The organism is Citrobacter sp. wls829, from assembly GCF_005280825.1.
Taxonomy (GTDB): Bacteria; Pseudomonadota; Gammaproteobacteria; order Enterobacterales; family Enterobacteriaceae; genus Citrobacter; species Citrobacter gillenii.
The window spans coordinates 136,989-152,921 of the sequence record NZ_SZWP01000055.1; the positions used below are offsets into that span (position 1 = coordinate 136,989).

The 15,933-nt window shown below is 52.3% G+C and carries 18 protein-coding genes; 11 read left to right on the forward strand and 7 right to left on the reverse strand.

Annotated elements, in window-relative coordinates:
* Positions 1-116 precede the first annotated feature (116 nt).
* Both waaA and coaD read left to right on the forward strand, forming a co-directional pair.
* Positions 117-1,394: a lipid IV(A) 3-deoxy-D-manno-octulosonic acid transferase gene (gene waaA / locus FDW88_RS10365; RefSeq protein WP_115257166.1), complete on the forward strand. Its 1,278-nt coding sequence runs from the start codon at positions 117-119 to the stop codon at positions 1,392-1,394.
* A gap of 8 nt (positions 1,395-1,402) precedes the next feature.
* Entirely contained in the window at positions 1,403-1,882 is a 480-nt protein-coding gene (gene coaD / locus FDW88_RS10370; RefSeq protein WP_115257165.1) for a pantetheine-phosphate adenylyltransferase, read from the forward strand.
* A 14-nt stretch (positions 1,883-1,896) separates the two neighbouring features.
* Here coaD and mutM read toward each other — a convergent pair whose 3' ends face one another.
* From mutM to radC, 4 genes are all read right to left on the reverse strand, one after another.
* Entirely contained in the window at positions 1,897-2,706 is an 810-nt protein-coding gene (gene mutM, locus FDW88_RS10375) for a bifunctional DNA-formamidopyrimidine glycosylase/DNA-(apurinic or apyrimidinic site) lyase (protein WP_115257164.1), read from the reverse strand.
* Positions 2,707-2,804: 98 nt separating this feature from the next.
* Positions 2,805-2,972 (reverse strand): 50S ribosomal protein L33, encoded by a 168-nt coding sequence (rpmG, locus tag FDW88_RS10380; RefSeq protein WP_003024094.1) that lies wholly within the window; start codon positions 2,970-2,972, stop codon positions 2,805-2,807.
* 20 nt (positions 2,973-2,992) lie between these two features.
* Positions 2,993-3,229: a 50S ribosomal protein L28 gene (gene rpmB, locus FDW88_RS10385; protein ID WP_003024071.1), complete on the reverse strand. Its 237-nt coding sequence runs from the start codon at positions 3,227-3,229 to the stop codon at positions 2,993-2,995.
* 275 nt (positions 3,230-3,504) lie between these two features.
* The gene (gene radC, locus FDW88_RS10390; protein WP_137362511.1) at positions 3,505-4,170 is read right to left on the reverse strand and encodes a DNA repair protein RadC; all 666 of its coding nucleotides are present in this window, start codon (positions 4,168-4,170) and stop codon (positions 3,505-3,507) included.
* A gap of 169 nt (positions 4,171-4,339) precedes the next feature.
* On the opposite strand from radC, the gene coaBC reads away from it, so the two are divergent.
* From coaBC to slmA, 3 genes are all read left to right on the forward strand, one after another.
* Entirely contained in the window at positions 4,340-5,560 is a 1,221-nt protein-coding gene (gene coaBC / locus FDW88_RS10395) for a bifunctional phosphopantothenoylcysteine decarboxylase/phosphopantothenate--cysteine ligase CoaBC (protein ID WP_137362537.1), read from the forward strand.
* Entirely contained in the window at positions 5,538-5,996 is a 459-nt protein-coding gene (gene dut, locus FDW88_RS10400; protein ID WP_003827259.1) for a dUTP diphosphatase, read from the forward strand. Before coaBC ends, dut begins: the two co-directional genes overlap by 23 nt.
* 116 nt (positions 5,997-6,112) lie before the next feature.
* Positions 6,113-6,709 carry a nucleoid occlusion factor SlmA gene (slmA, locus tag FDW88_RS10405; RefSeq protein ID WP_096759074.1) on the forward strand — a complete coding sequence of 199 codons (597 nt, stop codon included), beginning with the start codon at positions 6,113-6,115 and terminating at the stop codon, positions 6,707-6,709.
* An 89-nt stretch (positions 6,710-6,798) separates the two neighbouring features.
* On the opposite strand, the gene pyrE is transcribed toward slmA, so the two are convergent.
* The gene (gene pyrE / locus FDW88_RS10410) at positions 6,799-7,440 is read right to left on the reverse strand and encodes an orotate phosphoribosyltransferase (RefSeq protein WP_137362512.1); all 642 of its coding nucleotides are present in this window, start codon (positions 7,438-7,440) and stop codon (positions 6,799-6,801) included.
* A gap of 65 nt (positions 7,441-7,505) precedes the next feature.
* Positions 7,506-8,222, reverse strand: coding sequence for a ribonuclease PH (gene rph / locus FDW88_RS10415; protein WP_115257161.1), 717 nt, complete (start codon positions 8,220-8,222; stop codon positions 7,506-7,508).
* Between the two features lie 125 nt (positions 8,223-8,347).
* On the opposite strand from rph, the gene FDW88_RS10420 reads away from it, so the two are divergent.
* Complete coding sequence (locus tag FDW88_RS10420; RefSeq protein WP_096759071.1) at positions 8,348-9,211, forward strand: YicC/YloC family endoribonuclease; 864 nt, start codon at positions 8,348-8,350, stop codon at positions 9,209-9,211.
* 259 nt (positions 9,212-9,470) lie between these two features.
* Positions 9,471-10,088 (forward strand): trimeric intracellular cation channel family protein, encoded by a 618-nt coding sequence (locus FDW88_RS10425; RefSeq protein WP_096759068.1) that lies wholly within the window; start codon positions 9,471-9,473, stop codon positions 10,086-10,088.
* On the opposite strand, the gene ligB is transcribed toward FDW88_RS10425, so the two are convergent.
* A complete protein-coding gene (gene ligB, locus FDW88_RS10430; RefSeq protein ID WP_137362513.1) occupies positions 10,085-11,764 on the reverse strand; it encodes an NAD-dependent DNA ligase LigB in 1,680 nt (559 codons plus the stop codon). The two genes, FDW88_RS10425 and ligB, sit on opposite strands and share 4 nt — an antisense overlap.
* A 261-nt stretch (positions 11,765-12,025) precedes the next feature.
* On the opposite strand from ligB, the gene gmk reads away from it, so the two are divergent.
* From gmk to trmH, 4 genes are all read left to right on the forward strand, one after another.
* Complete coding sequence (gmk, locus tag FDW88_RS10435; RefSeq protein WP_005122601.1) at positions 12,026-12,649, forward strand: guanylate kinase; 624 nt, start codon at positions 12,026-12,028, stop codon at positions 12,647-12,649.
* A gap of 54 nt (positions 12,650-12,703) precedes the next feature.
* The gene (gene rpoZ / locus FDW88_RS10440; protein ID WP_002442542.1) at positions 12,704-12,979 is read left to right on the forward strand and encodes a DNA-directed RNA polymerase subunit omega; all 276 of its coding nucleotides are present in this window, start codon (positions 12,704-12,706) and stop codon (positions 12,977-12,979) included.
* Between the two features lie 18 nt (positions 12,980-12,997).
* Complete coding sequence (spoT, locus tag FDW88_RS10445; protein WP_096759066.1) at positions 12,998-15,112, forward strand: bifunctional GTP diphosphokinase/guanosine-3',5'-bis pyrophosphate 3'-pyrophosphohydrolase; 2,115 nt, start codon at positions 12,998-13,000, stop codon at positions 15,110-15,112.
* Between the two features lie 127 nt (positions 15,113-15,239).
* Positions 15,240-15,929, forward strand: a complete 690-nt coding sequence (trmH, locus tag FDW88_RS10450; protein WP_135911212.1) for a tRNA (guanosine(18)-2'-O)-methyltransferase TrmH — start codon at positions 15,240-15,242, stop codon at positions 15,927-15,929.
* Positions 15,930-15,933 lie beyond the last annotated feature (4 nt).

Here is a 15,933-nt window from a genome sequence, read left to right on the forward strand (position 1 = left end):
TTCCCCCAGTGGAAGGGCCACACTTAAGGCTATTTAAGCTAAAATCTGGAAAAGTAATGGTAAAGCCACAGTTAAATACATAGAATCCCCAGCACATCCCTAGGTTAGCCACTATTATGCTCGAATTGCTTTACACCGCCCTTTTCTACCTTATTCAGCCCTTGATCTGGATACGGCTTTGGGTGCGCGGTCGTAAGGCTCCGGCCTACCGTAAACGCTGGGGTGAACGCTACGGATTTTATCGTCGTCCACTAAAGCCAGGCGGCATCATGCTGCATTCTGTGTCCGTGGGCGAAACACTGGCGGCGATCCCATTAGTCCGCGCCCTGCGACATCGTTACCCGGACCTGCCGATCACGGTTACCACCATGACACCAACCGGCTCAGAGCGCGTCCAGTCTGCATTTGGTACTGACGTTCAACACGTCTATTTACCTTACGATTTACCCGATGCACTCAACCGTTTCCTGAACAAAGTTGACCCCAAACTGGTGTTAATCATGGAAACCGAGTTGTGGCCAAATCTGATCGCGGCACTCCACAAACGTCATATTCCTCTGGTCATTGCTAACGCCCGACTTTCCGCCCGCTCGGCCGCAGGCTACGCGAAACTGGGTAAATTTGTTGGCAGATTACTACGTCGTATTACGCTGATTGCCGCACAAAATGAAGAAGATGGTGCACGCTTTATTACGCTTGGCGCAAAGAGCAATCAGGTGACCGTCACCGGCAGTCTGAAATTTGATATTTCCGTCACCCCGCAGTTGGCCGCTAAAGCGATCACGTTACGTCGCCAGTGGGCACCACATCGCCCGGTATGGATTGCTACCAGCACACACGATGGTGAAGAAAGCATTATCGTCGCCGCGCATCAGGCATTATTAAATCAGTTCCCGAATCTGTTACTGATTCTGGTTCCACGACATCCGGAACGTTTTCCGGATGCCATTAACCTCGTACGCCAGGCTGGGCTAAGCTATACCACACGGTCCTCGGGAGAAGTCCCGTCTTCAGGTACTCAGGTGGTTATTGGCGATACGATGGGCGAACTGATGCTGCTGTACGGCATTGCCGACCTGGCGTTCGTCGGCGGCTCACTGGTTGAACGTGGGGGTCATAACCCATTAGAAGCTGCTGCGCATGCGATTCCCGTACTGATGGGACCACATACTTTTAATTTTAAAGATATTTGCGCCCGACTTGAGCAGGCAAGTGGATTGATCACCGTCACCGATACCACCACGTTGGTGAAAGAGATCTCGTCGTTGCTGACCGATGCAGATTATCGTAATTTCTATGGTCGTCATGCAGTTGAAGTTCTGTATCAAAACCAGGGCGCGCTACAGCGTCTGCTGCAGCTGCTGGAACCTTACCTGCCACCCAAAACGCACTGAGGGTTGTCATGCAAAAACGGGCAATTTATCCAGGAACCTTCGATCCCATTACTAACGGCCATATCGATATCGTGACGCGTGCAACAAGCATGTTCGATCACGTGATTCTGGCGATTGCCGCAAGTCCCAGTAAAAAACCGATGTTTACTCTGGAAGAGCGTGTTGAGCTGGCACAGCAGGCAACGGCGCATCTCGACAATGTCGAAGTACTGGGGTTTAGCGACTTAATGGCAAACTTCGCCCGCGATAAACAGGCAAATGTTCTGATTCGTGGGCTGCGTGCCGTGGCAGATTTTGAGTATGAAATGCAGTTGGCGCACATGAATCGCCACCTGATGCCGCAGCTGGAAAGCGTCTTTTTGATGCCTTCCAAAGAATGGTCATTTATCTCATCATCGCTGGTTAAAGAAGTCGCCCGCCATCAGGGGGACGTGACCCACTTTTTACCGGCGAACGTGCACCAGGCGTTAATGGTCAAGCTGAAGTAAAGGCGTTATCTACGCTATTTCTGGCAGCGACGGCAGTAGAATGTCGTTCGCTGTGCATGTTTTGTCGCAACGATCGGCGCGCCGCATGCACGGCAAGGCTCACCTTCTCGCCCATAGACTTGCAACTCCTGGGCAAAATAGCCCGGCTTGCCGTCACTTTGCAGAAAATCCTTCAGCGTCGTTCCCCCTTGCTCGATAGAGCGAAGCAAAACCGCCTTGATAACGCGCACCAACAGCTCACACTCAGATACCGACAGCGACGATGCCAGGCGGTCAGGATGGATACCAGCCGCAAACAGCGACTCGCTGGCATAGATGTTGCCAACCCCCACCACTAACTTGTTGTCCATCAGCCAGGGTTTAATCGCCGTTTTCTTCTTCGCGCATTTCTGCTGGAGATAACTGGCGTTGAAATCATCGCTCAGCGGCTCCGGGCCAAGATGCGCGAGAACATTGTGTCCCGCCAGTTCTTTGGTCCATAGCCACGCCCCAAACCGCCGGGGATCGGTATAGCGTAGGACTTTGCCATTGCTCATCACCAAATCCACATGGTCGTGTTTTTCTGCCGGGCGTTCTTCAGGAAGAATACGTAAACTGCCTGACATGCCCAGATGAATGATAATCCAGCCATCCGCTAGCTCTAAAAGCAGATACTTCGCACGACGTTGTACGCTAAGCACAGGCTTATCACTAAGACGATAGATTTCTTCTGATACCGGCCAACGCAGACGCCCATTACGCACAATGGCGTGCAGAATCGTTGCCCCAACGAGATGCGGCTCAATACCACGGCGACTGGTTTCGACTTCAGGTAATTCAGGCATAGCATCTCCGGCGGTGTATCAGGTCTCATTAATATGGGGACGGCCAGAAAACAAAAAACCCCGCCGAGGCAGGGTTTTTCTTTACATCAAAGTGAAAATTATTTGATTTTCGCTTCTTTGTATAAAACGTGCTGACGGACAACTGGATCGAATTTTTTCAGTTCCAGTTTTTCCGGCTTAGTACGCTTGTTCTTCGTGGTGGTGTAGAAGTGACCAGTACCAGCAGAAGAAACCAGCTTGATTTTCTCACGAATACCTTTAGCCATGATTTATTTCCTCTTAGTACTTAGTACTTTTCGCCACGGGCACGCAGTTCAGACAGAACTGTTTCGATGCCTTTCTTATCAATAACACGCATACCTTTAGCAGATACACGCAGGGTGACAAAACGCTTCTCGCTCTCAACCCAAAAACGGTGAGAGTGCAGGTTAGGCAGGAAACGGCGTTTAGTCGCGTTCAGTGCGTGGGAACGGTTGTTACCGGTCACCGGACGCTTGCCAGTAACTTGGCAGACTCGGGACATGTCTATTCTCCAAAAATCAAATTAGCTCGAGCTTCGTATGGGGTATTGGCGCCTCGTCAGGCTTCTCAGCCCGGTTATCGCAGTTCAATACACTCAATCTTTCATACTGCATCAACGTTGGATACCGAATGAATGATTTCGTATATTTGCGAACTCTCGATTGCCAGGCCCAAATGCCAAACCCGAGATTCTCAAAGGTGGCGTAGTATACGCTGAGTCAGCGATGTGCTCAAGTCCCGAACAGACAAAGATCCCGATGGATCGCGTAAAGTGCGTTAAATCCAACCGCGTTCCGCAAAAGAAACGTACTCTCCGCGCCCAATTACTAGATGATCAAGCACCCGGACATCCATGAACTGACAGCATTTCACAACACGCTCGGTGATAAGTTTATCTGCTTTACTCGGCTCTGCACACCCCGAAGGGTGATTATGCGCAAGGATCAGCGCCGACGCATTCATTTTTATCGCCTCACGGACAATTTCTCGCGGATGTACCTCGACATGGCTGAGCGTGCCAGAAAAAAGAGTGCTGTGTTTAATCACACGATGCTGAGCATCAAGAAAGATCACCAGAAAGATCTCTCGTTCCTCTTGCGAGAACTGGCTTTGCAGGAACTCACGCGCCATTTCGGGACTCAGTAGCGAACGCTCTTCCATCACGCGCACGTTGTAGTAACGCTTTGCCAATTCGGCAATACCTTTTAGCTGAGCATACTTCGCCACGCCAATACCCTGAACCTGGCTGAAATCCATGTAATCGGCCGATAACAGACCATACAGAGAACCAAAATTTTGCAGTATTTCTTTTGCCAGCGTCAGGACATCTTTCCCTCGCGAACCGGTACGTAAAAAAAGTGCCAATAGCTCAACATCCGTCAGCGAATCTACCCCCTGCGCCATCATTTTTTCCCGGGGCATCGAACATTCCATCTCTTCCATGCATCTCCTCCCTTAGCCCGCGAATGGTTACATAACACCCGCCATGAAGCGACGTCCTGTTTTCACTTCTTCGTGACGCCTCGCAAAGTGCTTCCCGGCAAAAGCACCTCGCATTGAGGATTGTGATAAAATATCCGCCTTCTGGTGAAATCCAACAGGAAAGATCATGATGAGCCTGGCCGGTAAAAAAATCGTAATTGGTGTCAGTGGCGGTATTGCTGCATACAAAACCCCCGAGCTGGTACGCCGTTTACGGGAACGTGGCGCAGACGTCCGCGTGGCAATGACCGAGGCGGCAAAAGCGTTTATTACGCCCCTGAGCTTACAGGCGGTTTCGGGCTACCCCGTTTCCGACAGCTTGCTTGACCCCGCAGCAGAAGCTGCGATGGGTCATATTGAACTCGGGAAATGGGCCGATTTAGTTATCCTGGCCCCCGCCACGGCTGATTTGATTGCGCGCGTTGCCGCTGGCATGGCCAACGATCTGGTGTCAACGATCTGCCTGGCAACGCCTGCGCCTGTTGCCGTCTTACCGGCCATGAACCAGCAGATGTACCGAGCCGCCGCAACACAGCACAATCTCGGCGTTCTCGCGTCACGTGGCTTGCTCATTTGGGGACCCGACAGCGGCAGCCAGGCCTGTGGCGATGTTGGCCCTGGCCGTATGCTGGATCCGTTAACCATTGTGGATGTGGCGGCGGAACATTTTTCACCTGTCAATTCCCTGCAACATCTCAACATCATGATTACGGCTGGCCCAACACGCGAGCCGCTTGATCCGGTGCGCTACATTTCTAACCACAGTTCCGGAAAGATGGGTTTCGCCATCGCCGCTGCGGCAGCAAAGCGCGGCGCTAATGTCACGCTGGTGTCAGGTCCCGTGTCATTAGCCACGCCGCCTTTGGTGCAGCGTATTGATGTCGTTACGGCGCTCGAAATGGAAGCTGCCGTGCAATCAGTCGTACAGCAACAGCATATTTTTATCGGCTGTGCCGCCGTCGCTGATTATCGCGCAGAAACCGTAGCCCATGAAAAAATCAAAAAGCAGGCGACGCAGGGTGATGAATTCACAGTAAAAATGGTCAAAAACCCGGATATTATCGCCGGGGTTGCCGCACTCAATGCTAATCGTCCTTTTGTCGTTGGGTTTGCCGCCGAAACAAATAATGTGGAAGAATATGCCCGGCAAAAACGTATCCGCAAAAACCTTGATGTGATTTGTGCAAACGATGTTTCACTATCTACTCAAGGATTTAACAGCGACAGCAACGCATTACACCTTTTCTGGCAGGATGGAGATAAAGTCTTACCGCTTGAGCGTAAAGAACTCCTGGGCCAATTATTACTCGACGAGATCGTGACCCGTTATGATGAAAAAAATCGACGTTAAGATTCTGGACCCACGCGTAGGGCAACAATTTCCGCTCCCGACGTACGCCACCTCTGGCTCTGCCGGACTTGACCTGCGCGCCTGTCTTGATGACGCCGTAGAACTGGCTCCGGGCGCGACGACGCTGGTGCCAACCGGGTTAGCCATTCATATCGCCGACCCTTCGCTGGCGGCGGTGATGCTTCCACGCTCCGGGTTGGGCCATAAGCACGGTATCGTCCTCGGCAACCTGGTCGGCTTGATTGACTCCGATTATCAGGGCCAACTGATGGTATCTGTCTGGAACCGTGGCCAGGACAGCTTCACTATCGAGCCGGGTGAGCGTATTGCACAGATGGTCTTTGTGCCGGTCGTGCAGGCTGAATTTAATCTGGTGGAAGAATTTGAAGCCACCGATCGTGGCGAAGGCGGCTTCGGCCATTCCGGGCGCAAGTAACCCGTAGAGAAGTATCCCACAGCGTAATAACGCAATAACATACCGCAAACAGTTGTTTGCGGTCGCTGTGTGGATGCCTGCCTGGCAAGTGCTTATTTTCAGGGGTATTTTGTAACATGGTAGAAAAGCAAACTGCGAAAAGGAATCGTCGCGAAGAAATACTTCAGTCTCTGGCGCTGATGCTGGAATCCAGCGATGGAAGCCAACGCATTACGACAGCAAAACTGGCAGCCTCTGTTGGCGTTTCCGAAGCGGCATTGTATCGCCATTTTCCCAGCAAGACCCGCATGTTCGATAGCCTGATTGAGTTTATCGAAGATAGTCTGATTACCCGTATCAACCTGATTTTGAAAGATGAAAAAGACACCGGCGCACGCCTGCGTCTGATCGTGTTGCTGATTTTAGGGTTCGGTGAACGTAATCCCGGCCTGACGCGTATTCTGACCGGTCACGCACTGATGTTTGAGCAAGATCGTCTGCAGGGCCGCATTAATCAGTTGTTTGAACGCATCGAGGCCCAGCTGCGCCAGGTTCTGCGAGAAAAACGGATGCGTGAAGGTGAAGGTTACGCCATGGATGAAACGCTGCTGGCCAGCCAGTTACTGGCTTTCTGTGAAGGTATGCTGTCTCGTTTTGTGCGCAGCGAATTTAAATACCGTCCAACGGACGATTTTGACATCCGCTGGCCGCTGATAGTCGCACAATTGCAGTAATCGCTGATTGCCCGGTGGCGCTACTACGCTTACCGGGTCTACAGAAAGTGCGTAGGCCGGATAAGCGTAGCGCCATCCGGCAGTTCTGATTATACGCCGTACGTTTCACGATACGCCCGCACTGCGGCCAGATGTTCCGCCATCTCCGTCTTCTCTTCCAGATACGCAATCAGGTCTTTCAGGGTAATGATTGAAATGACCTTGCACCCATAATCACGCTCCACCTCCTGGATAGCGGAAATCTCACCACGACCCCGTTCCTGACGATCGAGAGAAATCAGAACCCCAGCTAACATCGCACCATTCGCCTGGATTATCTCCATCGACTCACGAATCGCCGTACCGGCGGTGATCACATCATCCACCAGCATCACACGGCCCTGCAATGCGCTGCCGACCAGGTTACCGCCTTCGCCGTGGGTTTTCGCCTCTTTACGGTTAAAGCAGTACGGCAAATCTTTATCGTGGTGTTCTGCCAGCGCAACGGCGGTCGTTGTGGCAATAGGAATACCTTTGTACGCCGGGCCAAACAGCAAATCGAAATCAATACCGGAATCCACCAGCGCTTCGGCATAAAAACGGCCTAACAGTGCCAGGTCACGCCCGGTATTAAACAGTCCAGCGTTGAAGAAATAGGGGCTCTTACGCCCGGATTTCAGCGTAAACTCGCCGAACTTTAGTACCTGCTTGCTAAGCGCAAACTCAATAAACTGGCGCTGATACGGTTTCATGGATTCGCTCCTCATCTCACTTTATAACAGACAAAAAAAAGGCGACTCATCAGTCGCCTTTAAAATTAATTTTCTAACGCCGCCTTCTGCGTCGTTATGATGGATTCAATTCCCCCTCGGGCCAGTGCCAGTAGGGTGAGAAGTTCTTCATGGCTGAACGGTTCGCCTTCCGCCGTGCCCTGCACTTCAATAATGCGACCATCTTCGGTCATCACCACGTTCATGTCGGTTTCTGCCGCAGAGTCTTCAACGTACTCTAAATCGCAGAGCGCTTCGCCATTCACAATACCCACGGACACCGCAGCAACCATCCCTTTCATTGGGTTGGTTTTCAGCTTACCGCTGGCAACTAGTTTGTTCAGCGCATCAGCCAGCGCAACACAAGCACCGGTAATGGATGCAGTACGGGTACCGCCGTCTGCCTGAATCACGTCGCAGTCCAGGGTGATGGTGAATTCGCCAAGCGTTTTCAGGTCAACGGCGGCGCGCAGCGCACGCGCGATCAGACGCTGAATTTCCATGGTACGGCCGCCCTGCTTACCTTTCGCCGCTTCACGTGCGTTACGGGTATGAGTCGCACGCGGTAACATGCCATATTCTGCGGTGATCCAGCCCTGCCCCTGGCCCTTCAGAAAGCGCGGCACGCCTTCATCAATCGAAGCGGTGCACAGTACTTTGGTATCACCAAATTCGACCAGCACGGAGCCTTCAGCGTGTTTTGTATAATTACGGGTCAGGGTGACGGGACGCACCTGGTTGGCACTACGACCTGCTGGACGCATGATAAAATCTCCGGCTTGAAACGAATGTGGCTGCGCATTATACGGAGTTCCGACGGTTATTCCTATCCTGACAAGACATGGATGGCTATAATCCTCCCATCTCATCTTCAAAAACAGGAACGTCTATGATCCGCAGCATGACCGCCTACGCCCGGCGTGAAATCAAGGGTGAATGGGGTAGCGCTACCTGGGAAATGCGCTCGGTAAACCAGCGTTATCTGGAAACCTATTTTCGCCTGCCGGAACAGTTCCGTAGTCTTGAGCCTGTTGTACGCGAACGCATCCGCACGCGTCTGACGCGCGGTAAAATCGAATGTACGTTGCGCTTTGAGCCTGATGCCAGCGCGCAAGGTGAGTTGCTCCTGAATGAAAAACTCGCTAAACAGCTCGTCACCGCCGCAAACTGGGTCAAGATGCAGAGCGATGAAGGCGAAATTAATCCGGTTGATATCCTGCGCTGGCCGGGTGTCATGGCGGCCCAGGAACAAGACCTGGACGCTATTGCCGCAGAGATCCTTGCCGCGCTCGATGGCACGCTGGACGACTTTATTGTCGCACGTGAAACCGAAGGCCAGGCGCTAAAAGCGTTAATCGAACAACGTCTGGAAGGCGTCAGCACCGAAGTGGCGAAAGTCCGCGCGCATATGCCGGAAATCCTGCAGTGGCAGCGTGAACGTCTGGTTGCCAAACTCGAAGACGCACAGGTTCAGCTGGAAAATAACCGTCTTGAACAAGAGCTGGTGCTGATGGCGCAGCGTATCGATGTGGCGGAAGAATTAGATCGTCTGGAAGCCCACGTTAAAGAAACCTACAACATCCTGAAGAAAAAAGAGGCGGTCGGCCGTCGTCTGGACTTTATGATGCAGGAATTCAACCGTGAATCGAACACCCTCGCTTCTAAATCCATCAATGCCGAAGTGACTAACTCAGCCATTGAGCTGAAGGTATTGATCGAGCAAATGCGCGAGCAGATTCAGAACATCGAATAGGTCATCTCCTCACGTAGCCCGTCGATAAAATGGCGGCGCTACGCCTGCTTTTCAACTATCCGCTTATTTTATCGCCGCTTCGGATTATATTTTCTCATCATCTATACTCAGTTTTTATAGCTTAAAGTGCATATCATCTGGCACGCTTAGTAAATTCGAATTACCTGTAGTTATTAAAACCACTTCGCCTTAGAAAATCTCAATCGTGACAACGAGCACAAATCGCTAACCTTAGCCCCCAGGAAATCAGGGGGAATACATGCTGTTACACGTTTTATACTTAATTGGCATCACTGCTGAAGCCATGACGGGTGCACTGGCGGCAGGCCGTCGTCGCATGGATACATTTGGCGTTATTATTATTGCCACCGCGACCGCCATTGGCGGCGGGTCCGTCCGTGATATTCTTCTCGGCCATTATCCTCTCGGCTGGGTGAAACATCCTGAGTACGTCATTATTGTGGCGACCGCCGCGGTGCTAACCACAATTATTGCTCCCGTCATGCCCTACCTGCGCAAGATTTTCCTCGTACTGGATGCACTAGGCCTGGTGGTGTTCTCGATTATCGGCGCACAGGTTGCACTTGATATGGGACATGGACCAATCATTGCCGTTGTAGCAGCAGTCACCACCGGTGTCTTTGGTGGCGTATTGCGCGATATGTTCTGCAAACGCATTCCGCTGGTGTTCCAGAAAGAACTGTATGCCGGGGTGTCATTTGCCGCTGCCGTGCTGTACATCGTGCTACAACATTATGTTTCCAACCACGATGTGGTCGTTATCTCCACCCTGCTATTCGGCTTTACTGCGCGATTATTGGCGCTGCGCCTGAAGCTAGGGCTGCCGGTGTTCTATTATCACCATGAAGGTCATTAAGGCATAAATCCGGTAACGCGCTGAGCGGCTAACCAGTTACTTAGTGCGTTGACTTGCCGATTATCCCGCCATTGAATCACCTGCCTGGCACGACGCTCTCCCGTGGAGGGAAGCTGGCGCCAATGGCTCTCATCGCACGCCTGTAATTGCCGCCAGGTACTCTCGTGACTGGCGTTAAGTGTTACCTGTGTTAACGGTATGCCCATGGCGATTAGCCAGCGAGTAAAAGGACGCTGCCGTGACAGATTGAACTGATGCCACAGCTTCTCTCCCTTGCTTACCCCAAGCGCGGACTGTAATTGCTCTGGGGTTAATGCCAGCCACGAAAAGATATGTTCAAAGCGATACGCCTGATGGAGTTCCCGCCACCCCGCCTCGCCGATACCCTCAAGATCCAGCACCTCTTTTGCACTCAGCCAGACCAGTCGAGCAACAAACTGTTGCTGACACTCAGGCGTGGCATAAAAACAGGTCAATGAATTGAAGTGCCCCTCTGGGGGCGTAGGTTTAGTACGTTGAGTGCCGCGCCAGACAACTTCATCGATGCGAGGAATGCCCTGTCCGGCCAGGCTTATCAGGAGGTGATCTCCTGGGGCAATATCCCATTCATTCCAGCGCCTTACAGAGCCGACGTTGACACGCTGTACCCGTTTATCATCCAGCATGACAGGAGCCAGTAGTGCGACCACGGCAATTTTCCCACTTTTACCAACAGAAAACTGAATATCCATGACCTCGGACACGCGAGCGACCGGAGAATATTTCCAGGCCACCACCCAATCGCCCTGTCCGGGTAACCAGTTTCGTGCTGGCGGCTCTTTTGCCATGCGCACCACTACACCATCCGTCACGAAAGGCAATGTGGAAGTCCACCAATGTGTACGGGCACGCTCGACCTCATCTGCATTATTCACGGGCTGAGTATAGTGTTGCGTAAAACCGAACCCCGCATCAGCGAGCAGCGTGAGTCTTTCCTGCATCGCCTCTGGGCCATCAGGCCAGGCCCAGATGAAAACAGCCAGGGAGTGTAGTGACTCTGGATTATCCTGACGCATCAGCATTCCTGCCACCTTCGAGCGGGCGTTCATTCCGCCTCTCTTTTGCTGGATATGCCCCTCCTGCTGTAGAAATATTTCACCCTGTAAGGTGCTGTTCGCCAGCAGACCTTTAGTTGTCTGCGGTATGGATGGGATCCGACGAACCTTCTGGGTCCAGTCTTCCCCTTTAAGTCCATTTCCGCGACTAATCGCCCTGACAAGACTGCCATCCTTATAAACCAGCGTCACCGCAACCCCATCGACCTTCGGTTGTACCCATACATCGCTGCGGTTACGTAACCATTGCTGTATCGCGGGTTTATCTGCAAGTTTACGGACACCGGTATGGGGAATGGGATGCGATATCGTCCCGCTAATCGGTGGGGCAGGCACCTCGGCTTGAGGCTCCTCATCAAAACAGCGCTGCCACTGCCGTAATTGCGCATTGAGTTGGTCATAAACGCCATCGTCTACAGCACTGACGCCCTGCTGCCAGTAGCTGGCATCCCACTGGGTTATCTGCTGTTGTAGCTGTGAAATTTCCTCATGAGCCCTGGCTGGCGACCAGACCGGGCACACAGCCCATACGGGTAAGTGCCCTAGCAGCAAAATCAGCACCATGTATTTCCTTATTGCCATCACTACCTCCGCTGTAGGTTGTATTACGCGGCAGGTATAGCGCGAAGCGGCAGAGAATCCGAGTGGTAAAAAGCCATCCTGCAAGGTGCTTTCCGGTCATTTTTACTTGTTGCAGCAACTCTGCGATAAAACAGGAAAAAGATACGCAAAACGCAATAATCCTGCGCAAAAAGTGTGACAAAGACTACGTCGTATAGCGGCTACGTGTATAATAAGCCCGTATGTAGGCTCTCTTTCGACAATCACATACATAAGATACTCATGGCTCAAGGCACGCTTTATATTGTTTCTGCCCCCAGTGGCGCGGGTAAATCCAGCCTGATTCAGGCTTTATTAAAGACCCAACCGTTGTATGACACCCAGGTTTCTGTTTCGCACACCACGCGCGCACCGCGCCCGGGGGAAGTGCATGGTGAACACTATTTCTTTGTGAACCATGATGAATTCAGGACCATGATTGGCAGAGATGCGTTTCTGGAACACGCAGAGGTATTCGGCAATTACTACGGCACCTCGCGTGAGGCAATTGAGCAAGTACTGGCATCGGGCGTAGATGTCTTTTTAGATATCGACTGGCAAGGTGCGCAGCAAATTCGTGAAAAAATGCCGCATGCACGCAGTATTTTTATTTTGCCGCCTTCTAAGATTGAACTGGACCGTCGCCTGCGTGGGCGTGGTCAGGATAGCGAAGAAGTGATCGCAAAACGTATGGCACAAGCTGTTGCAGAAATGAGCCATTACGCCGAATATGATTATCTGATTGTGAATGATGATTTTGATACTGCCTTGGGCGATTTGAAAACGATCATTCGCGCCGAACGTCTGCGCATGAGCCGCCAAAAGCAGCGCCATGACGCTTTAATCAGCAAACTGTTGGCAGACTGAACCCACATTCAGTATCATGCCCAGTCATTTCTTCACCTGTGGAGCATTTTAAGTATGGCACGCGTAACTGTTCAGGACGCTGTAGAGAAAATTGGTAACCGTTTTGACTTGGTACTGGTCGCCGCGCGTCGCGCTCGTCAGATGCAGACAGGCGGAAAGGATCCGCTTGTACCAGAAGAAAACGATAAAACTACCGTAATCGCGCTGCGCGAAATCGAAGAAGGTCTGATCAACAACCAGATCCTCGACGTGCGTGAGCGCCAGGAACAGCAAGAGCAGGAAGCCGCTGAATTACAAGCCGTTACCGCTATTGCTGAAGGTCGTCGTTAATCACAAAGCGGGTCGCCCTTGTATCTGTTTGAAAGCCTGAATCAACTGATTCAAAACTACCTGCCGGAAGACCAGATTAAGCGTCTTCGGCAGGCGTATCTCGTTGCACGTGACGCTCACGAGGGCCAGACACGTTCAAGCGGTGAACCCTATATCACGCACCCGGTAGCAGTAGCCTGCATTCTGGCCGAGATGAAACTCGACTATGAAACGCTAATGGCTGCGCTGCTGCATGACGTGATTGAAGATACCCCCGCTACCTACCAGGACATGGAACAGCTTTTTGGTAAAAGCGTTGCAGAACTGGTTGAAGGGGTATCGAAGCTTGATAAGCTTAAGTTTCGCGATAAGAAAGAGGCGCAGGCCGAAAACTTTCGCAAGATGATTATGGCGATGGTGCAGGATATCCGCGTCATTCTCATCAAACTTGCCGACCGTACCCACAATATGCGCACGCTGGGCTCATTACGCCCGGACAAACGTCGCCGTATTGCCCGCGAAACCCTCGAAATCTACAGTCCGCTGGCGCACCGTTTAGGTATACATCACATTAAAACCGAGCTGGAAGAGTTGGGTTTTGAAGCGCTGTACCCGAACCGCTATCGCGTGATTAAAGAAGTGGTTAAAGCCGCACGCGGCAACCGCAAAGAGATGATTCAAAAAATCCTCTCGGAAATCGAAGGGCGTTTGCAGGAGGCAGGCATTCCGTGTCGCGTAAGCGGTCGCGAGAAACACCTGTACTCGATCTACTGCAAAATGGTGCTCAAAGAGCAGCGTTTTCACTCGATCATGGACATCTACGCGTTTCGCGTTATCGTCCACGACGCCGACACCTGTTATCGCGTACTTGGTCAAATGCACAGCCTGTACAAACCCCGTCCTGGTCGCGTGAAAGACTATATCGCCATTCCGAAAGCGAACGGATATCAGTCTTTGCACACCTCGATGATCGGTCCGCACGGGGTTCCGGTTGAAGTACAAATTCGTACTGAAGACATGGACCAAATGGCGGAGATGGGGGTTGCTGCGCACTGGGCATATAAAGAGCACGGCGGTGAAAGCAGCACCACAGCGCAAATCCGCGCACAGCGCTGGATGCAAAGCCTGCTGGAACTGCAGCAGAGTGCCGGTAGCTCATTTGAATTTATTGAAAGCGTCAAATCTGATCTCTTCCCGGATGAGATTTATGTTTTCACACCGGAAGGGCGCATTGTTGAACTGCCTGCCGGTGCAACACCTGTCGATTTCGCTTATGCCGTGCATACCGACATCGGTCATGCCTGCGTCGGTGCACGCGTCGACAGACAGCCTTACCCGCTTTCGCAGTCGCTTTCCAGCGGCCAAACTGTTGAGATCATTACCGCTCCGGGCGCGCGTCCGAATGCGGCGTGGCTCAACTTTGTCGTTAGCTCGAAAGCCCGCGCCAAAATTCGCCAGCTGTTGAAAAACCTCAAGCGCGATGATTCCGTTAGCCTGGGTCGCCGTCTGCTTAACCATGCCTTAGGCGGCAGCCGTAAACTGGCTGAGATCCCGCAGGAGAGCATCCAGCGTGAGCTTGAGCGCATGAAGCTCGCCACGCTTGACGATCTGCTCGCGGAAATCGGCCTGGGGAATGCCATGAGCGTGGTGGTAGCGAAGAACCTCCAGCAGGGTGACGCATCTGCGAATGTTCCTGCGCAATCCGGCCACGGCCATCTGCCGATCAAAGGCGCTGATGGTGTGCTGATCACCTTCGCGAAATGCTGTCGTCCCATCCCAGGTGACCCGATTATCGCCCACGTCAGCCCGGGGAAAGGTCTGGTCATTCACCATGAATCCTGTCGTAACATCCGTGGTTACCAGAAAGAGCCAGAGAAGTTTATGGCGGTAGAATGGGACAAAGAAACGGAGCAGGAATTCATCACCGAAATCAAGGTGGAGATGTTTAACCACCAGGGTGCTCTGGCTAACCTGACGGCGGCAATCAACACCACGACTTCCAATATTCAAAGCCTGAATACGGAAGAAAAAGACGGTCGCGTCTACAGCGCCTTTATCCGCCTGACCGCTCGCGATCGCGTGCATCTGGCGAATATCATGCGCAAAATCCGCGTAATGCCGGACGTTATTAAAGTCACACGTAATAGAAATTAGCGCTTACACAAAATCATTCGAATTGCATCAAGGCGGCAAGCGAATGAATCCCCAGTAGCGTACAGAAGTACGTGACTGGGGTAAGTGAGTGCAGCCAACGCCGAGGCAGTTCGAAGGATGAAGTGTAATGAACTCAAACCGTTATGCGCGTATTTGTGAAATGCTCGCCAGGCGTCAGTCCGATCTGACCGTCTGCATGGAGCAGGTCCATAAACCTCATAATGTTTCTGCGATCGTTCGTACCGCAGATGCGGTCGGTGTGCACGAAGTCCACGCCGTCTGGCCGGGTAGCCGCATGCGCACCATGCTCTCTTCTGCCGCAGGCAGTAACAGCTGGGTGCAAGTCAAGACCCACCCGACTATTGGCGATGCGGTCACCCATTTAAAAAATCAGGGCATGCAGATTCTGGCGACGCATCTCTCTGATAAGGCTGTCGATTTCCGCGAAATTGATTACACGCGCCCCACCTGCATCCTGATGGGTCAGGAAAAAACCGGCATCACCCAGGAAGCGTTAGACCTTGCGGATCGGGATATCATCATTCCTATGACCGGCATGGTGCAGTCATTGAATGTCTCGGTTGCCTCCGCACTCATTCTGTATGAAGCACAGCGCCAGCGGCAAAACGCCGGCATGTACCAGCGAGATAACAGCATGCTGCCGGAAGACGAGCAGCAGCGCCTGCTTTTCGAAGGGGGTTATCCGGTGCTGGCCAACGTCGCAAAGCGCAAAGGTCTCCCTTACCCCCACGTCAATACGCAGGGCGAAATTGAAGCCGATGCCGCGTGGTGGGCCACTATGCAGTCAGCGAGATAAATCC

Bases quoted from the DNA above. Each gene is read 5' to 3' on its own strand.
- dut (WP_003827259.1), top strand. From the start codon at position 5,538: ATGATGAAAAAAATCGACGTTAAGATTCTGGACCCACGCGTAGGGCAA.
- rpmG (WP_003024094.1), bottom strand. From the start codon at position 2,972: ATGGCTAAAGGTATTCGTGAGAAAATCAAGCTGGTTTCTTCTGCTGGT.
- waaA (WP_115257166.1), top strand. From the start codon at position 117: ATGCTCGAATTGCTTTACACCGCCCTTTTCTACCTTATTCAGCCCTTG.
- FDW88_RS10420 (WP_096759071.1), top strand. From the start codon at position 8,348: ATGATCCGCAGCATGACCGCCTACGCCCGGCGTGAAATCAAGGGTGAA.
- coaD (WP_115257165.1), top strand. From the start codon at position 1,403: ATGCAAAAACGGGCAATTTATCCAGGAACCTTCGATCCCATTACTAAC.
- ligB (WP_137362513.1), bottom strand. From the start codon at position 11,764: ATGGCAATAAGGAAATACATGGTGCTGATTTTGCTGCTAGGGCACTTA.
- radC (WP_137362511.1), bottom strand. From the start codon at position 4,170: ATGGAAGAGATGGAATGTTCGATGCCCCGGGAAAAAATGATGGCGCAG.
- mutM (WP_115257164.1), bottom strand. From the start codon at position 2,706: ATGCCTGAATTACCTGAAGTCGAAACCAGTCGCCGTGGTATTGAGCCG.
- gmk (WP_005122601.1), top strand. From the start codon at position 12,026: ATGGCTCAAGGCACGCTTTATATTGTTTCTGCCCCCAGTGGCGCGGGT.
- coaBC (WP_137362537.1), top strand. From the start codon at position 4,340: ATGAGCCTGGCCGGTAAAAAAATCGTAATTGGTGTCAGTGGCGGTATT.
- FDW88_RS10425 (WP_096759068.1), top strand. From the start codon at position 9,471: ATGCTGTTACACGTTTTATACTTAATTGGCATCACTGCTGAAGCCATG.
- rph (WP_115257161.1), bottom strand. From the start codon at position 8,222: ATGCGTCCAGCAGGTCGTAGTGCCAACCAGGTGCGTCCCGTCACCCTG.
- rpmB (WP_003024071.1), bottom strand. From the start codon at position 3,229: ATGTCCCGAGTCTGCCAAGTTACTGGCAAGCGTCCGGTGACCGGTAAC.
- pyrE (WP_137362512.1), bottom strand. From the start codon at position 7,440: ATGAAACCGTATCAGCGCCAGTTTATTGAGTTTGCGCTTAGCAAGCAG.
- slmA (WP_096759074.1), top strand. From the start codon at position 6,113: ATGGTAGAAAAGCAAACTGCGAAAAGGAATCGTCGCGAAGAAATACTT.
- trmH (WP_135911212.1), top strand. From the start codon at position 15,240: ATGAACTCAAACCGTTATGCGCGTATTTGTGAAATGCTCGCCAGGCGT.
- rpoZ (WP_002442542.1), top strand. From the start codon at position 12,704: ATGGCACGCGTAACTGTTCAGGACGCTGTAGAGAAAATTGGTAACCGT.